Raw genomic sequence first — 15,172 nt, forward strand, 5'->3', positions numbered from 1 at the left:
ACGCGGGAGACCAGCGCACCCAAAACCGTTCGGGATGCGCGCAGTGCCGGGCAGTGGGTCCAAGACTCACTCCTGCTCACTGATTAGGAACGGTGAGGCAACGGTTTCGATCCCTCAGGGACTCCAGTGTGTGAGGGAGGTGCCCATGGGGGAGAAGCAGACGCTGGATGAGGAGTTCCAGCAATTCGCCGCCGTTCGATGGCCGAAGCTGCTGCGCACGGCCTATCTGCTGACGGGGGAGCAGCACGCGGCGGAGGACTTGGTCCAGTCGTCGCTGGAGCGGGTCTATGTGGCTTGGCGCAAGGCGAGCGCGGCCGATGACGACAAGGAGGGCAAGGTCGTCTCCCGGCACCGAGCCGGGCAGCGTGGCGGCCGACCGCACGCCGGCGTCACAGCCAGCCCTGCTGACGCGCCGCCCGCACCGCCTCCATGCGGTTGCGTGTGCCCGTCTTCCCGATTGCCGACGACAGATAGTTCCGTACCGTCGACTCGGACAGATGCAGCGCCGCCGCGATGTCGGAGACCGTCGCACCTTCCACCGACGCGTTCAGCACATCCCGCTCGCGGGCGGTGAGCGGACTCGGCCCGGCGCTCAGTGCGGCGGCGGCGAGCACCGGATCGATCACGGTCTCGCCCGTCAGCACCCGCCGGATCGCCGAGGCCAGCTCCTCGACGGGCCCGTCCTTGACCAGGAAACCCGCGGCCCCGGCCTCCATCGCCCGGCGCAGATAGCCCGGCCGGCCGAAGGTGGTGAGGATCAGCACCCGGCAGTCGGGCACCTCGTCCCGCAGATCGGCGGCCGCGTCGAGCCCGCTGCGGCCGGGAAGTTCGATGTCCAGCAGGGCCACATCGGGCCGTGAGGTGAGCGCCGCATCGACGATGGCATCGCCCCTGCCGACCTGGGCGACCACCTCGATGTCCTCCTCCAGCCCCAGCAGCATCGCGAGCGCGCCGCGCATCATGCCCTGGTCCTCGGCGAGGAGGACACGTACGGACTTGGCGGGCCGGTGGTCACGGGGCATCTCTTCCACGGCGCAAGGGTATGGCGGACCGGTCGCCCAGGCACTGCTCAGTCGGGCGCACCGGCTGCGCGTCCCGCACCGCGTCCACCGGGAGTTCCGCGCTCAGCCGGAAGCCGCCCCGGGGCGACGGGCCCGCCACCAGTGAGCCGCCGGCCGCCGAGAGGCGCTCGCGCAGACCTTTCAGCCCGCTGCCGGGCGTACCCGAGCCAACGCCCCGGCCGTCATCCGTGACCGCCAGATGGACCCGTTCGGGGGTACCGGTGACCTCGATCTCGCAGCGCGATGCCTTGGAGTGGCGTACGACATTGGTGACGGACTCGCGGACCACCCAGCTCAGCAGCGTCTCGGACGGGGGCTCCAGCGGCGGCCCCGACTGCCGGACGACCGGCTTGATGCCGACCGTCGCGAGGATGTCGCGGGCCCGGTCGAGCTCCGTGGCCAGGCTGCCTTCGCGGTAGCCGGTCACCGCCTCCCGGATCTCGGTGAGGGCCTGGCGGCCGACCGACTCGATGTCGGTGATCTGGACGATCGCGGCGTCCATGTCCCGCGGGGCCAGCCGGCGGGCGGCCTCCGACTTGACCACGATGACCGAGAGGGTGTGGCCGAGCAGATCGTGCAGGTCGCGGGAGAAGCGCAGCCGCTCCTTCTCCACCGCCGTACGGGCGAGCTCCTCGCGTGTCGCGCGCAGTTCCCTGACGGTCTCGGAAAGGGCGAGGATCGCGGCGGTCACCATGCAGGAGATGAACGTGCCGTACGCGACACTGACGGCACCCCAGCCGTCCCGCAGCCCGGCGATGACGCCGGCCAGGGCGCTCAGGCCGAGCCCGACCGGGCCGAGCGGCTTCCCCCGTACGACAGATCCGGTGGCCAGGCCGAGCAGCGGGAAGAAGAGCAGCCAACTGCCGCCGTAGCCGATCGCCAGAGCGCAGGTGATCGCGGTCATCGCGACCAGCAGCCAGATCGTGGCGGGCGCTTCCCGCTTCTCCTTCACGAAGGCGCGGAAAACCACGCTGATGTAGAGGGAGTTGAAGGCCAGCAGACCGATGCCGCCGACCCACGGGTTCGGGGTCTTGCCCTGCACCAGGTTGGCGAAGGCGCCCATGCCCATCAGCAGCCACGGCAGCAGGGCGTAGCCGGGCGGGCCCACCCCCTCCGGCGGCCGTGCGGTCTTCTTCAGTTTCAGCACCGCTCCGCTCCCTGGCTCACCGGTCCTCGCGGACCGACGGTACGAGACCTGTGCTGCCGGCGTCTGCGTCTGCGTCATGCGGATCACGCTACGGAGCGGGCACAGGGCTCCGGCAGATGCGCTTGTACGCACTCGGCAGTGACAAATGTCCCGTGTGGACAGCACTTCTGACATGGCGTCAGCAGTCTTCACAAGTAATGGGGGCTGCGTTATACATAGGGCCACCGACTCCTAGAACGCGTTCTAGAACGGGCCAGGGGCCGGTTCCGTACGACCTCGGTGCGGCCGACGGTGCGGACGGCCGCGCCGAGGTCTTCCACTCATCAAGGAGCAGCGTCCTCATGCCCATTGATGCCGCCAAGGCCGTCGCCGCCGAGCCCCGCAGCGCCGAGATCGGCTGGGACCACAAGGACATCCAGCTCTACCACCTCGGCCTCGGCGCGGGGATCCCCGCCACCGACCCCGACGAGCTGCGCTACACCCTCGAGTCGAAGCTGCATGTGCTGCCCAGCTTCGCCACCGTCGCGGGCGCGGGCAAGGGCGTCATCGGCGGGCTCACCGGACCCGGCCTCGACATCAGTCTGGCATCCGTACTGCACGGCGGGCAGACCATCCGGGTCCACCGGCCGATCCCGGTCAGGGGCAGAGCCGTATCGACCTCGCGGATCGCGGCGGTCTACGACAAGGGCAAGGCCGCGATCCTCGTCCTGCGCACCGAAGCGGCCGACGACGAAGGCCCGCTGTGGACGAGCGACGCCCAGATCTTCGTACGCGGAGAAGGCGGCTTCGGCGGCGACCGCGGCCCATCCGTCCGCCTCGAACTCCCGCCCCGCGAGCCGGACAAGGTGGTGGAGAAGGCCATCCGCAAGGACCAGGCGCTGCTCTACCGGCTCTCCGGCGACTGGAACCCGCTGCACGCCGACCCCGAGTTCGCCAAGCTCGCCGGCTTCGACCGGCCCATCCTGCACGGGCTCTGCTCGTACGGAATGGCGCTCAAGGCGGTCGTCGACACGGTGCTCGGCGGCGACGTCGGCCGCGTCCGCTCGTACACCACACGCTTCGCCGGCATGGTCTTCCCCGGCGAGACCCTGCGTATCCGGATGTGGGCCGGAGGCAGCCAGGTGCACGTATCGGTGACGGCCGTGGAGCGCGACGACGCGCCGGTCCTCGCCGACACCATCGTCGAACACGCATAGCCATCCGTACGAGAGGAGCCGCACCGTGCGCGCAGCCGTACTGCACGAGATAGGCCAGGACAAGCTCGAAGTCCTCGACGACGTCGAGGCGGTGGGCTTCGGCCCCGGCAAGGTCAAGATCCGGGTCCGGGCCACCGGGCTGTGCCACTCCGACGTCTCCGCGATGAACGGCGTGCTGCCGCAGCCCGCGCCCTTCGTCCCCGGGCACGAGGGCGCGGGCGAGATCATCGACGTCGGCGACGGTGTGAGCGGCCTGAGCCAGGGAGACCGGGTGCTGCTGTGCTGGCTGCCCGCCTGCGGCGTCTGTCCCGCCTGCAAGCGCGGCCAGACCCAGCTCTGTCTCGCGGGCTTCATGAACGCCGGCACCCCCAACTTCAAGCGCCCCGGCGCCAGCCCCTCTGATGTATTCGGCTTCGCCGGCACCGGCACGTTCACCGAGGAGGTCGTCGTCGACGCGGGCTGCGCCGTGCCGATCCCCGACGATGTTCCCTTCGACATCGCCGCGCTGATCGGCTGCGGCGTCACCACGGGCCTCGGCGCCGCCGTCAACACCGCTGATGTGGCGGCCGGTTCCTCGGTCGCCGTCATCGGCTGCGGCGGGGTCGGCATCGCCGCGATCCAGGGCGCGCGGCTCAAGGGAGCGGCCCAGATCGTCGCCGTCGACCCGGTCGCCTCGCGGCGCGAAGCCGCGCTCAGGTTCGGTGCCACCGAGGCCGTCTCGCCCGACGAGCTGGCCGACGCCAAGCAGCGCGTCACCGCGGGCGAGGGTTTCGACTACGTCTTCGAGGTCGTCGGCAAGTCCGCCACCGCGCGGACGGCGTACGAGACGACCCGGCGCGGCGGCACCCTGTGCGTCGTCGGGGCGGGCGCCATGGACGACTTCCTCCAGCTCAACATGTTCGAGCTGTTCTTCGACGAGAAGCGGATCCTGCCGTCGATGTACGGCGGCGGCGACGTGCTCACCTCGTACGAACGGGCCATCGCCCTGTGGCGGGCGGGCCGTATCGACCTCGAAGGGCTGATCACCCACCGGGTGCAGCTCGCCGGGATCAATGACGCCCTGGCCCAGATGCGTACGGGCGAGGCGCTGCGCACCTGCATCGAGATCTGAAAGGGCTTTGATGTCAATGCCACTTGAGGGCCTGTCCGCGATCGTCACCGGGGCGGGCCGCGGCCTCGGGCGCGCCGAAGCACTCGAACTCGCCCGCCTCGGCGCGAGCGTCGTCGTCAACGACTACGGCCGACCGGGCCGGGACGGCTCGGGCGAGGCGTCGGCGACCCCGGCGGAGGAGGTCGCCGAGGAGATCCGTGCGACGGGCGGCTCCGCCACCGCCCATGATGGCGACGTCTCCGACTTCGCGCAGGCCCGCAGCCTGGTCGAGCTGGCCGTCTCCACGTACGGAAAGCTGGACGTCCTGGTCAACAACGCGGGCATCCTGCGTGACCGGATGGTCTTCTCGATGAGCGAGAGCGAGTGGGACTCGGTGATCCGGGTCCACCTCAAGGGGCACTTCAACACCACCCACTTCGCTTCGGTGCACTGGCGCGAGCGCTCCAAGGCATCCGGAGCACCGGTCTACGGGCGGATCGTCAACACCTCCTCGGAGGCGTTCCTCGCGGGCTCGGCGGGCCAGCCGAACTACGCCGCGGCCAAGGGTGGCATCGTCGGCCTGACCACCTCCACGGCGCTGGCGCTCGCCAAGTACGGGGTCACGGCCAATGTGATCTGCCCGCGCGCCAGGACCCGGATGACGCAGGACGTGTTCGCCGGCTTCGCGGAACCGGCGGACGGCGGGCTCGACCCGCTGGCGCCGGAGCATGTGTCCCCGCTGGTGGGCTATCTGGCCTCGCCCGCGGCGGCGAAGGTCAACGGGCAGCTGCTGGTCGTGCACGGTGGGATGGTGGCGATCGTCGAACGGCCCAGGGTGGCGGCGAAGTTCGACACCTCGAAGGAGTCGTTCTCGTACGACGAACTGGATGCGGTGCTGACCCCGCACTACGCGGACCGCCCGGGGAACGAGACGTTCGCGGCGGCGGAGGTGCTGGGCCTGAAGCGGGGCTGACCGGGGGCAGCCGGTGAGGCTTTTGTCCTCAAGCGCCGGACGGGCTTGAAAATGAGCGCCGGACGGGCGGAAAATCCAGCCCGTGGGGGTCCCCCCGGACGAAGTCTGGGGGAGATTGAGGACGAACCGGCTGCCGGACGGCCCCGTTACAACGCGCCGCGCCCCTCCGGCCGCCGGTGCCTGCCGTGCGCCGGCGTCGCGGACTCCTCCGTCGTCGCCGCACCGCCCCGGTGCTTTCCGGCGCCGCCGGCTTCGGCCCGGTCTGCGGCCGCAGGCTGCGGGCGCTCCTGGGTCGTGTCGGTTCGGGCTTCGGACATGTGGGAAGTCACCCCGTTGTGTTCGCTGATTACGTGTCGCAGGGCACCCGGCCACACCTGCGAACCCCGTCACCGTCGACGTCCGGTCGGTGCGACTGCGTAGCCCCGGCCCGAGAGTTTAACCAGGGGCCCCGCCGCCGGTGAGAGGCGCCTGCTGCAAGGGAACAGGCTTGTACACGATAGGAGTCCCGGCACTCCAGGACGGTTCCCCGCCAGGCCATTCCGATTGTGTTGGTCCTGTGATCACCTTCGTATCCGTGATCACATCCGGTACGTGCGCGTCCGCCGGCCCGTCGATCCGCGCCATCCCGCACGGCACCGCCCTGGTCGCGTACGGGAGTTGCAGAACGCCCTCCCGGCTCCACAGGCCAGCCCCGGCCAACCATCCCTCGGGCGCGGCCAGTTGATGCAGCCGCCGTCCCGAAGGGCGCCACACCCCCAGCCAGGTCCCCGCCGCGCCGTCGATCCGCAGCGCCACCGCGCAGCTCTCCGGCATCAGTACCTGCCCCGGCTGCACGGCGAACGGCGTCACCGCGCAGTCCGCCAGCCGCAGGCATTCGGGAAAGCGGACCGGCCGCAGGCTCCCCAGCACGCCCCAGCCGAGCCGGTCGTGGCCCGGCGCGTTCGAGCGGATCAGCAGCAGGCCGCTGTCCGTGTCGGCCAGCAGCAGCCGGTCGTCGCTGTCATCCGTGATCTGCAGCAGCGGCGTCACTTCCCCGCCCCGCTCCAGATCGACCGCCACCGCCTTCACCGGGCAGCCGGCCAACTGCCGGTCCAGGGCCAGTATCCGCCCCTCACGGTCCAGCCAGACCCCGCCGGAGCAGCGGCCCGGCACCTCGGCGACATACTCGGGGCCGAACGCCCCGCCCGCCACCAGCCAGACCCCGGTCGACTCGGCGCCGGGCGCCAGGGCGTACGCCCTCCTGCCGTCCGGTGCGGGCGGAAGCAGCCGCAGCTCCGCCGACTCGACGGTGCCGAGTGTCAGTTCACCCGTTCCCGGCCCGGTCGGATACAGCAGCGAGAAGGAGTGCCGTCCCGCCACCCGCCGCCGGATCAGCACCCGACCGTCGGCCAGCGGCAGTACCTCGGCTTCGCGCTCCTCGGGCTGGTCCAGCGGCAGCGGCACGGCGTACGGCTCGGGCCCGAGCGTCCACCGCTCCGGGAACAGGGCCTCGCGGCCCCCCGCCAGCCGGGCCGCGTATGCGCCGTCCGCGGTGATCGTGATCCCCGTACGCCCCGCCGCCCCGTCCTCTGTGGCGGTCTCGATGGCACAGGCTGTCATCGGCGCATCACCTCCGGTCACCGAAGCTAGGTATCGCACTTCCTGCCGAACAACACGTGACTCACCACTTCACACATATGGGTGGCCATGCCCGGATTCTCCTGAGGGGCGGGGGGTGATTGTGCTCAGCGGGGTGGCCGTGGATAAAGTTAGGTCCCCCTAAGTACTGGATCAGGAGCACGTCATGTCCCTACGCCGCCGCGGCACCGCCGCCGCAGTCGCCCTTGCCGCCGCGCTCTCCCTCACCGCCTGCGGCAGCCAGGACGGCGGGGACAAGGGCTCCGCCGGCAAGGCTGACGACGGCGGAAAGAAGGCCGTCGCACAGGGCGGCAAGGGCTTCGGCGACGCGGCGGCGAAGACCGCGGCGATGGGCACCGACGCCAAACCCGGCCAGTTCCCGCGCACCGTCACCCACGCGCTGGGCAAGACCGAGCTCAAGACCGCGCCCAAGCGGGTCGTGGTCCTCGACGTCGGCGAGCTGGACAACGTCGCCTCGCTGGGCGTCAAGCCCGTCGGCTACGCCCCCACCGAGGGCGACGAGGGCATCCCCGGCTACCTGAAGAAGGAAGCCGGCAGTCCCAAGAACGTCGGCACGATCAACAACCTCAACCTCGAGGCGATCGCCGCCCTCAAGCCCGACCTGATCCTCGGCAGCCAGCTGCGCGCCGCCGACAAGTACAAGGAACTGTCCACGATCGCCCCGACCGTTTTCTCCATCCGTCCGGGCTTCACCTGGAAGGAGAACTACCTCCTCAACGCCGCGGCCCTGGACAAGACCGCCGAGGCGAAGGCGAAGCTCGACGCGTACGAGAAGAAGGCCAAGCAGCTCGGCACGGACATCGGCGCCAAGAACGCCAAGAAGCCGACCGTCTCGATGGTCCGCTACATGCCGGGCAAGATCCGTCTCTATGCCCAGGCGTCCTTCATCGGCACCATCCTCAAGGACTCCGGCCTGCCGCGGCCCGCGAACCAGCAGGTCGAGGACCTCGCCGTGGAGATCAGCCCCGAGAAGATCGACTCCGCGGACGCGGACTGGATCTTCACCGGTGTGTACGGCGACCCCAAGACCACCAAGCGCGACACCGCCCGGTCCAACCCGCTGTGGAAGAACCTCAAGGCGGTCAAGGCCGGCCAGGCCAAGGACGTCCCGGACGAGACCTGGTACCTCGGCCTCGGCGTCACCGCCGCGGACAAGGTCCTCGACGACCTCCGGGGCTTCCTGGTCAAGTGACCAGCCTTCCTGGCCAAGTGACCAGCGCAGGCCGCAGGGGCACGGAGGACAGGTAGCCTTTCCCTCGTGCCCCGTCTGTCTGAAGTACTCGCCGCGCTCGACGCCCTGTGGCCCGCCGAGCGGGCCGAACAGTGGGACGCGGTCGGTACGGTCTGCGGCGACCCGGACGCCGGGATCAGCCGCGTGCTGTTCGCCGTCGACCCCGTCCAGGAGATCGCCGACGAGGCGATCGAACTCGGCGCCCAGCTGATCGTCACGCACCACCCCCTCTATCTGCGCGGTACGACGACCGTCGCGGCCTCCACCTTCAAGGGCCGCGTCGTGCACACCCTGATCAAGCACGACATCGCCCTGCATGTCGCGCACACCAACGCCGACAGCGCCGACCCCGGAGTCTCCGACGCCCTCGCGGGCGCGCTCGACCTGCGGGTCGTACGCCCCCTGGTGCCGGATGCGACGGACCCGCACGGTCGCCGCGGCCTCGGCCGAATCTGTGAGCTGGACCACCCCGAGACGCTCGGCGAGTTCGCCGCGCGCGCCGCCAAGCGCCTGCCCGCCACCGCGCAGGGCGTCCGCATCGCGGGCGACCCGGACGCCGTGGTGCGTACCGTCGCGGTCAGCGGCGGCTCCGGCGACAGCCTTTTCGACGTCGTACGGGCCGCGGGCGTGGACGCGTTCCTCACCGCCGATCTGCGCCACCACCCCGCGTCCGAGGCGGTGCAGCACTCACCGCTGGGACTGGTCGACGCCGCCCACTGGGCCACCGAGTGGCCCTGGTGCGAGCAGGCCGCGGCCCAGCTCGACGAGATTTCCGACCGGCACGGCTGGGGCCTTCGGGTCCACGTCTCGCACACGGTCACCGACCCCTGGTCCTCCCACCATTCTTCTGGAGCCCCCAACTGAACGCCTCGCCCGCCGACCAGATCCGACTTCTCGACGTCCAGGCCCTGGACGTACGACTGTCGCAGCTCGCCCACAAGCGCAAGTCGCTGCCCGAGCACGCCGAGATCGAGTCGCTCAGCAAGGACCTCACGCAACTGCGCGACCTGCTGGTCGCCGCGCAGACCGAGGAGAGCGACACCGCCCGCGAGCAGACCAAGGCGGAGCAGGACGTCGACCAGGTGCGCCAGCGCGCCGTCCGCGACCAGCAGCGCCTCGACTCGGGCGCGGTCAGCTCGCCCAAGGACCTGGAGAACCTGCAGCGCGAGATCGTCTCGCTCGCCAAGCGCCAGGGCGACTTGGAGGACGTCGTCCTCGAGGTCATGGAGCGCCGTGAGTCCGTGCAGGAACGTGTCGCCGAGCTGACCGGACGGGTCTCCTCGGTCCAGGCCAAGCTCGACGACGCGACCGCGCGCCGGGACGCCGCGCAGGAGGGGATCGACGGCGAGGCCGCCTCGGTCACCAAGGAGCGCGAAGTCGTGTCGGGCTCCGTGCCGGCGGATCTCCTCAAGCTGTACGAGAAGCTGCGCGTCCAGCAGGGCGGGGTGGGCGCGGCCCGCCTCTACCAGCGCCGCTGCGAGGGCTGCCAGCTGGAGCTGAACATCACCGAGGTGAACGAGGTCAAGGCGGCGTCTCCGGACACGGTGCTGCGCTGCGAGAACTGCCGGCGGATCCTGATCCGTACCTCTGAGTCGGGTCTGTAATGCGGGAGTTCGTCGTCGAGGCGGACGGCGGCTCCCGGGGGAATCCGGGCCCCGCCGGTTACGGTGCGGTCGTGCTCGACCCGAAGACGGGGGAGACGCTCGCCGAGGCCGCGGAGTACATCGGCGTCGCGACGAACAACGTCGCCGAGTACAAGGGCCTGGTGGCTGGGCTGAAGGCGGCGAAGGCCCTCGACCCCGATGCGTCGATCCGGGTCCGGATGGACTCCAAGCTGGTAGTCGAGCAGATGTCGGGCCGCTGGAAGATCAAGCACCCGGACATGAAGCCGCTGGCGGCGGCGGCGGCGCGCGTCTTTCCTGCCTCTCAAGTCACGTACGAGTGGATCCCGCGCGAGAGGAACAAGCACGCGGACCGGCTGGCCAACGAGGCGATGGACGCGGGCAAGAAGGGCAAGCAGTGGGAGCCCTCGCGCTCCACGGCGGAGCTCGGCGCGCGCGACGCGGAGGCGGCGAGGGTGGTCGGCGACGCGGCGGCGGGCGCGGCCAGGGCGAGGGCGGCGCTGAGCGGGGCGACGGGTGCGGCCGAGGCGGTCACGGTCCGCGCCGAGCCGGTGGCCGGAGCCGCGGGGGTCGGCGAAGCCGCGCCGACCGCACCGCCCGTCGGGTGGGGCCCCGCCGACCTCGGCGCACCCGCCACCTTTGTGCTGCTCCGCCATGGCGAGACCCCCCTGACCCCCGAGAAGCGTTTCTCGGGCAGCGGCGGCAGCGACCCTTCGCTCTCCCCCGCGGGTCTGCGCCAGGCCGAGGCGGTCGCGGCCGCCCTCGCGGCGCGCGGCACCATCCAGGAGATCGTCAGCTCCCCGCTCAAGCGCTGCCGCGAGACCGCGGAGACCGTCGCGGCCCGCCTGAACCTCGACGTCCGCATCGAGGACGGCCTGCGCGAGACGGACTTCGGCGCCTGGGAGGGCCTGACGTTCGCGGAGGTCCGCGAGCGGTACGGCGACGACCTCACCGCCTGGCTCGCCTCGGCGAAGGTCGCCCCGACGGGTGGCGGAGAGAGCTTCGCGACGGTGGCGCGCCGGGTCGCGGCGACCCGCGACAAGCTGATCGCCCGGTACGAGGGCCGCACGGTCCTGCTGGTCACCCATGTCACGCCCATCAAGACCCTGGTCCGACTGGCGCTGGGAGCCCCGCCGGAGTCGCTGTTCCGGATGGAACTCTCCACGGCATCGGTCTCGGTGGTTGCGTACTACGCGGACGGCAACGCATCGCTGCGCCTGCTGAACGACACGTCGCACCTGCGCTGACGCGATGACCTGGCAGCTGACCGAAGACGTCGACGAGTTCCACCGTGCCGCCGGCGCCTACCTGGCGCGCGACCCCGTCGGCAGCACCGCCCTGCTCACCGTCAGCGAGACCGTGCGGCGGCACGGGCCGCATGCGTACGGGAACGCGGAATCTGCCCGGTTCGGATGGTGGCGGGACGGGGACGGGGGCCACGTGGCGGGCGCGTTCGTGCAGACGCCGCCGCGGCCACCGCTGCTGGGTCCGATGGCCGAGCCGCTCGCCCGCGCGCTGGCGCGGACGCTGCGGGCCGCCGGGACCGGACTCAGCGGTGTGAAGGGCGGTGAGGCACACGCATACGCCTTCGCCGACGAGTGGGCGGGCGCGCACGGCTGGAGCGTCGACGTACGGCTGCGGCTCTTCCGGCTCGGCAGCCTGACGCCGCAGCAGCCCGCGCCGCCGGGCGCCGCGCGCCGGGCCGAGGCCGCCGACGTGCCGCTGGCCGCCGCCTGGATGCGCGCCTTCGCCGCCGACATCGGTGATTCCTCCGGCGCGGACCAGACCGAGAACGTCTCCCGCCGCATCGCCGACGGCTGCCTGTACCTGTGGGAGACGGACGGGCAGCCCGTGTCCATGGCCGCCCGTTCCCCGCTGCTGGCCGGGCAGTCCCGGGTCTCGCCCGTCTACACCCCCTCCGAGCTGCGCGGACGGGGTTACGCCGGTGCGGTCACCGTGGCCGTGAGCCGCGACGCGCTCGGCGCCGGGGCCGAACAGGTCCTGCTCTTCGCGGATTTGGCCAACCCCACCAGCAACGCCCTGTACCAGCGCCTCGGTTACCGCCCGCTCGCGGACTTCGTGGACCTCGACTTCAGCTGACCCGGCCGCTGCAGCGCGGCGGCCTCGGCCGCCAGTGTCTCGACCCCTGCCCAGTCCTTGGCCGCGATCGCGTCCGCCGGCAGCATCCACGTGCCGCCGACGCAGCCCACGTTCCTCAGCGCCAGATACGAGGGCGCGGAGGCGAGCGAGATCCCGCCCGTCGGGCAGAAGCGGGCCTGAGGCAGCGGATCCGCAAGGGACTTGAGGTACGCCGTGCCGCCCGCCGCCTCGGCCGGGAAGAACTTCATCTCGCTCACCCCGCGCTCCAGCAGCGCCACGACCTCCGAGGTCGTCGAGACCCCGGGCAGGAACGGCACGTCCGACGCCTTCATCGCGTCCAGCAGCCGGTCCGTCCACCCGGGGCTCACCAGGAACCGCGCCCCGGCCGCCACCGCGGCATCGACACCGTCCGCCGAGATCACCGTGCCCGCGCCCACCACCGCGTCCGGCACCTCGGCCGCGATCGCGCGGATCGCGTCCAGCGCGGCCGGCGTCCGCAGTGTCACCTCGATCGCGGGCAGACCGCCCGCGACCAGGGCACGCGCGAGCGGTACGGAATCGGCGGCGTCGTCGATGACGACGACGGGGACGACCGGCGCGAGGTCGAGCACCGTGGGCAGGGCAGAGGTGGTCATGCCGTCATCCTGCCCGGCGTAGGCAGCATGCGCAAAGGTCATTGCGTATGCTGCAACACCGCAATGCTCAGTGGATCTGGTTCACCACCACATCCAGCGCCCATGCCTTCCCGGCCCTGCCAGGCGCCTGCGCCTCCACCACGTAACCCAGCTCCCGCAGCGCCTCCACCAGCTCGCCAGGCCCCGCCGGTTTCGCGCCCGCCGTCAGCAGGTCCCGTACCAGCCGACCCTTCGTCGCCTTGTTGAAGTGGCTGACCACCGACCGCTTCTCCACCCCGCCGACCATCTGCGAGTGCAGCACCCGCACCGTCGCCGTACGCCCCGCCACCTCGCCCTTCGGCTTCCACGCCGCCGCATACGCGGAGGACCGCAGATCGAGTACGAGCCCGTCACCGGCGGCTTCCGGCATGGCGGACGCCATGGGCCCGCGCCAGTAAGCCCCGAGCGCGCCCAGCCCCGGCAGCTTCACCCCCATCGAGCAGCGGTACGACGGAATCCGGTCGCCGACCCGCACCGCGCCCCACAGCCCCGAGAAGACCAGAAGCGACTTCCGGGCCCGGCGCCGCGCGTCCGGCTCCAGCGTCGCGAGGCCCAGCGCGTCGTAGAGCACACCCGTGTAGATCTCCCCGGCCGGCCGGGCCCCCGCGGTCCGCAGCTCCACGTTCTTCGCGATCTCGCCGCGCAGGCCCTCGCTCAGGCCGAGTACTTCCCGCGCCTTCTCCTCGTCGGCGGCGCACAGTTCGACCAGTTCGTCCAGCACCGCGGCGCGCGCCCCGGCAAGGCCCGGCAGCGACAGCGACTCCGGCTTCAGCGGAGCCCCGCGCCCGGAAGCGGCCTTACCCTCCGACGGCGGCAACAGCACGAGCACGGCAAGTCTCCTTCGTACGTACGGGGGCGGGGGGTGCGGCCCCCGCGCCAGCGTACGGGGTGCCAAGGCCCCCACCCCGTCCTAGGCTCGGTCCATGCCCCGCCGTCATGTGCACACCACCGGCCCAGCCGAGGATCCCCTGCGGGTCGCCCTCCGGGAGCTGCGTACGACGCTCGGCATGCCGGAGGGCTTCCCGCCCGACGTCCTCGCGGAAGCGGAGTCGGCAGCCAGGGCCCCGCGCCTGCCCGATCACGACGCCACCGACATCCCGTTCTTCACCGTCGACCCGCCGGCTTCCGTCGATCTCGACCAGGCGATGCACCTCGCCCGCCGGGGCAACGGCTTCCGGATCCACTACGCGATCGCCGACGTCGCCGCCTTCGTCGCGCCCGGCGGCGCGCTGGACGCTCAGGCACACCGCCGCGTGCAGACCCTCTACTTCCCGGACGAGAAGATCCCGCTTCATCCGGCCGTGCTCTCCGAGAGCGCGGCCAGTCTGCTGCCCGGTCACCACGCACCCGCGCTGCTCTGGCAGTTCGACCTCGACGCCGAGGGCCGCGTGATCGTGAGCGAGCTGCGGCGGGCGCTCGTACGAAGCCGGGCCAAGCTCGACTACGCCACGGTCCAGCGGCAGATCGACGCGGGTACCGCGGAGGAGCCGGTGGGGCTGCTCAAGGACATCGGGCTGCTGAGGGAACGGCTGGAGATCGAGCGCGGCGGGATCTCGCTCAGAGTCCCCGAGCAGGAGATCGTGAAGCGGGACGGCGCATACTCCCTCACATACCGTGCCCCGCTTCCCGCCGACGGCTGGAACGCCCAGATCTCCCTGCTCACGGGCATGGCCGCGGCCGACATCATGATCGCGGCCGGCACTGGCATCCTGCGTACCCTGCCCACCGCGCCGGGCGGCGCGGTGGCGCGGCTGCGCCGCTCGGCCGAGGCCCTGCGGATCGACTGGCCGCACCATGTCTCGTACGCGGAACTGGTCCGCTCCCTCGACCCGGACAACCCCCGCCATGCCGCCTTCCTGCAGGACTGCACCACCCTGCTGCGGGGCGCGGGCTACAGCGCCTTCACAGGCGGCGAGCTGCCCTCGCCCGCGGTCCATGCGGCGGTGGCCGACGAGTACACGCACTGCACGGCGCCGCTGCGACGGCTCGTCGACCGGTACGCGGGCGAACTGTGCGTGGCGGCGGTGGCGGGCCAGGAGCCGCCGGACTGGGCCGTGGTCGCGCTCGACGTGCTGCCGAAGGAGATGGCGGAGGGCTCCAAGCGCGCCAACACGGTGGAGCGGGAGTGCGTCGACATCGCCGAGGCCGCGTTGCTGAAGGAGCGGATCGGCGATGTCTTCGACGCGTTCGTGGTGGACGTGAAGGAGCACGAACCGGCTGTCGGCACGGTCCATTTGGAGGACCCGGCGGTGGTGGCGAGGATCGAGGGCGGCGAGGCGAAACTGCCGCTGGGGGAGCGGCTGAGGGTCCGGCTCACGCAGGCGGACCCGGGGTCGGCGAAGGTGCTGTTCGCCCCTGCGTGAACTGGGCCGGGCCGGGCCGGGTCCGCTCGGGCGCGGAGCCTGGTCGACCGGCACCGTGAGCCTGGCCCCCAGGCCTG

At 71.6% G+C, this 15,172-nt stretch carries 15 protein-coding genes and 1 pseudogene; 10 read left to right on the forward strand and 6 right to left on the reverse strand.

What is annotated here, in order from left to right; all coding sequences use genetic code 11:
- Positions 1-145: 145 nt before the first annotated feature.
- Positions 146-322, forward strand: a pseudogene (locus tag ACH492_RS17340) (SigE family RNA polymerase sigma factor); the annotation flags it as partial.
- Between the two features lie 67 nt (positions 323-389).
- Here ACH492_RS17340 and ACH492_RS17345 read toward each other — a convergent pair.
- Positions 390-1,022, reverse strand: a complete 633-nt coding sequence (locus tag ACH492_RS17345; RefSeq protein ID WP_398988337.1) for a response regulator — start codon at positions 1,020-1,022, stop codon at positions 390-392.
- Entirely contained in the window at positions 1,012-2,286 is a 1,275-nt protein-coding gene (locus ACH492_RS17350) for a sensor histidine kinase (protein WP_398987387.1), read from the reverse strand. Before ACH492_RS17350 ends, ACH492_RS17345 begins: the two co-directional genes overlap by 11 nt.
- A gap of 263 nt (positions 2,287-2,549) precedes the next feature.
- On the opposite strand from ACH492_RS17350, the gene ACH492_RS17355 reads away from it, so the two are divergent.
- From ACH492_RS17355 to ACH492_RS17365, 3 genes are read left to right on the forward strand one after another with little or no spacing between them, the layout of a single operon-like run.
- Positions 2,550-3,404 carry a MaoC/PaaZ C-terminal domain-containing protein gene (locus ACH492_RS17355; protein ID WP_398987389.1) on the forward strand — a complete coding sequence of 285 codons (855 nt, stop codon included), beginning with the start codon at positions 2,550-2,552 and terminating at the stop codon, positions 3,402-3,404.
- Positions 3,405-3,429: 25 nt separating this feature from the next.
- Positions 3,430-4,515, forward strand: coding sequence for a Zn-dependent alcohol dehydrogenase (locus ACH492_RS17360; protein WP_398987391.1), 1,086 nt, complete (start codon positions 3,430-3,432; stop codon positions 4,513-4,515).
- A 10-nt stretch (positions 4,516-4,525) separates the two neighbouring features.
- The gene (locus ACH492_RS17365; protein WP_398987393.1) at positions 4,526-5,467 is read left to right on the forward strand and encodes a 3-oxoacyl-ACP reductase; all 942 of its coding nucleotides are present in this window, start codon (positions 4,526-4,528) and stop codon (positions 5,465-5,467) included.
- Positions 5,468-5,613: 146 nt separating this feature from the next.
- Here the strand turns inward: ACH492_RS17365 and ACH492_RS17370 are convergent, their stop codons facing one another.
- Both ACH492_RS17370 and ACH492_RS17375 read right to left on the reverse strand, forming a co-directional pair.
- Positions 5,614-5,784 carry a hypothetical protein gene (locus ACH492_RS17370; RefSeq protein WP_398987395.1) on the reverse strand — a complete coding sequence of 57 codons (171 nt, stop codon included), beginning with the start codon at positions 5,782-5,784 and terminating at the stop codon, positions 5,614-5,616.
- Positions 5,785-5,902: 118 nt separating this feature from the next.
- Positions 5,903-7,066, reverse strand: a complete 1,164-nt coding sequence (locus tag ACH492_RS17375; RefSeq protein WP_398987397.1) for a hypothetical protein — start codon at positions 7,064-7,066, stop codon at positions 5,903-5,905.
- A gap of 184 nt (positions 7,067-7,250) precedes the next feature.
- Here ACH492_RS17375 and ACH492_RS17380 point away from each other — a divergent pair, with 184 nt between their 5' ends.
- From ACH492_RS17380 to ACH492_RS17400, 5 genes are all read left to right on the forward strand, one after another.
- Entirely contained in the window at positions 7,251-8,297 is a 1,047-nt protein-coding gene (locus tag ACH492_RS17380) for an ABC transporter substrate-binding protein (RefSeq protein ID WP_398987399.1), read from the forward strand.
- A gap of 66 nt (positions 8,298-8,363) precedes the next feature.
- Positions 8,364-9,200, forward strand: coding sequence for a Nif3-like dinuclear metal center hexameric protein (locus ACH492_RS17385; protein ID WP_398987402.1), 837 nt, complete (start codon positions 8,364-8,366; stop codon positions 9,198-9,200).
- Positions 9,197-9,940 carry a zinc ribbon domain-containing protein gene (locus tag ACH492_RS17390; protein WP_398988339.1) on the forward strand — a complete coding sequence of 248 codons (744 nt, stop codon included), beginning with the start codon at positions 9,197-9,199 and terminating at the stop codon, positions 9,938-9,940. Before ACH492_RS17385 ends, ACH492_RS17390 begins: the two co-directional genes overlap by 4 nt.
- On the forward strand, positions 9,940-11,205 hold the full coding sequence (locus ACH492_RS17395; RefSeq protein ID WP_398987405.1) for a bifunctional RNase H/acid phosphatase: 1,266 nt from the start codon (positions 9,940-9,942) through the stop codon (positions 11,203-11,205). The genes ACH492_RS17390 and ACH492_RS17395 overlap by 1 nt, the downstream gene beginning before the upstream one ends.
- A gap of 4 nt (positions 11,206-11,209) precedes the next feature.
- Positions 11,210-12,058 carry a GNAT family N-acetyltransferase gene (locus ACH492_RS17400; protein WP_398987407.1) on the forward strand — a complete coding sequence of 283 codons (849 nt, stop codon included), beginning with the start codon at positions 11,210-11,212 and terminating at the stop codon, positions 12,056-12,058.
- Here ACH492_RS17400 and eda read toward each other — a convergent pair.
- Entirely contained in the window at positions 12,016-12,693 is a 678-nt protein-coding gene (eda, locus tag ACH492_RS17405) for a bifunctional 4-hydroxy-2-oxoglutarate aldolase/2-dehydro-3-deoxy-phosphogluconate aldolase (protein ID WP_398987410.1), read from the reverse strand. The genes ACH492_RS17400 and eda overlap by 43 nt on opposite strands.
- A gap of 67 nt (positions 12,694-12,760) precedes the next feature.
- The gene (gene yaaA / locus ACH492_RS17410) at positions 12,761-13,561 is read right to left on the reverse strand and encodes a peroxide stress protein YaaA (RefSeq protein ID WP_398987412.1); all 801 of its coding nucleotides are present in this window, start codon (positions 13,559-13,561) and stop codon (positions 12,761-12,763) included.
- A 94-nt stretch (positions 13,562-13,655) separates the two neighbouring features.
- Here yaaA and ACH492_RS17415 point away from each other — a divergent pair, with 94 nt between their 5' ends.
- Entirely contained in the window at positions 13,656-15,095 is a 1,440-nt protein-coding gene (locus ACH492_RS17415; protein WP_398987415.1) for an RNB domain-containing ribonuclease, read from the forward strand.
- Positions 15,096-15,172: the final 77 nt, after the last annotated feature.

It is taken from the genome of Streptomyces sp. NPDC019443, from assembly GCF_044389785.1.
GTDB lineage: Bacteria > Actinomycetota > Actinomycetes > Streptomycetales > Streptomycetaceae > Streptomyces.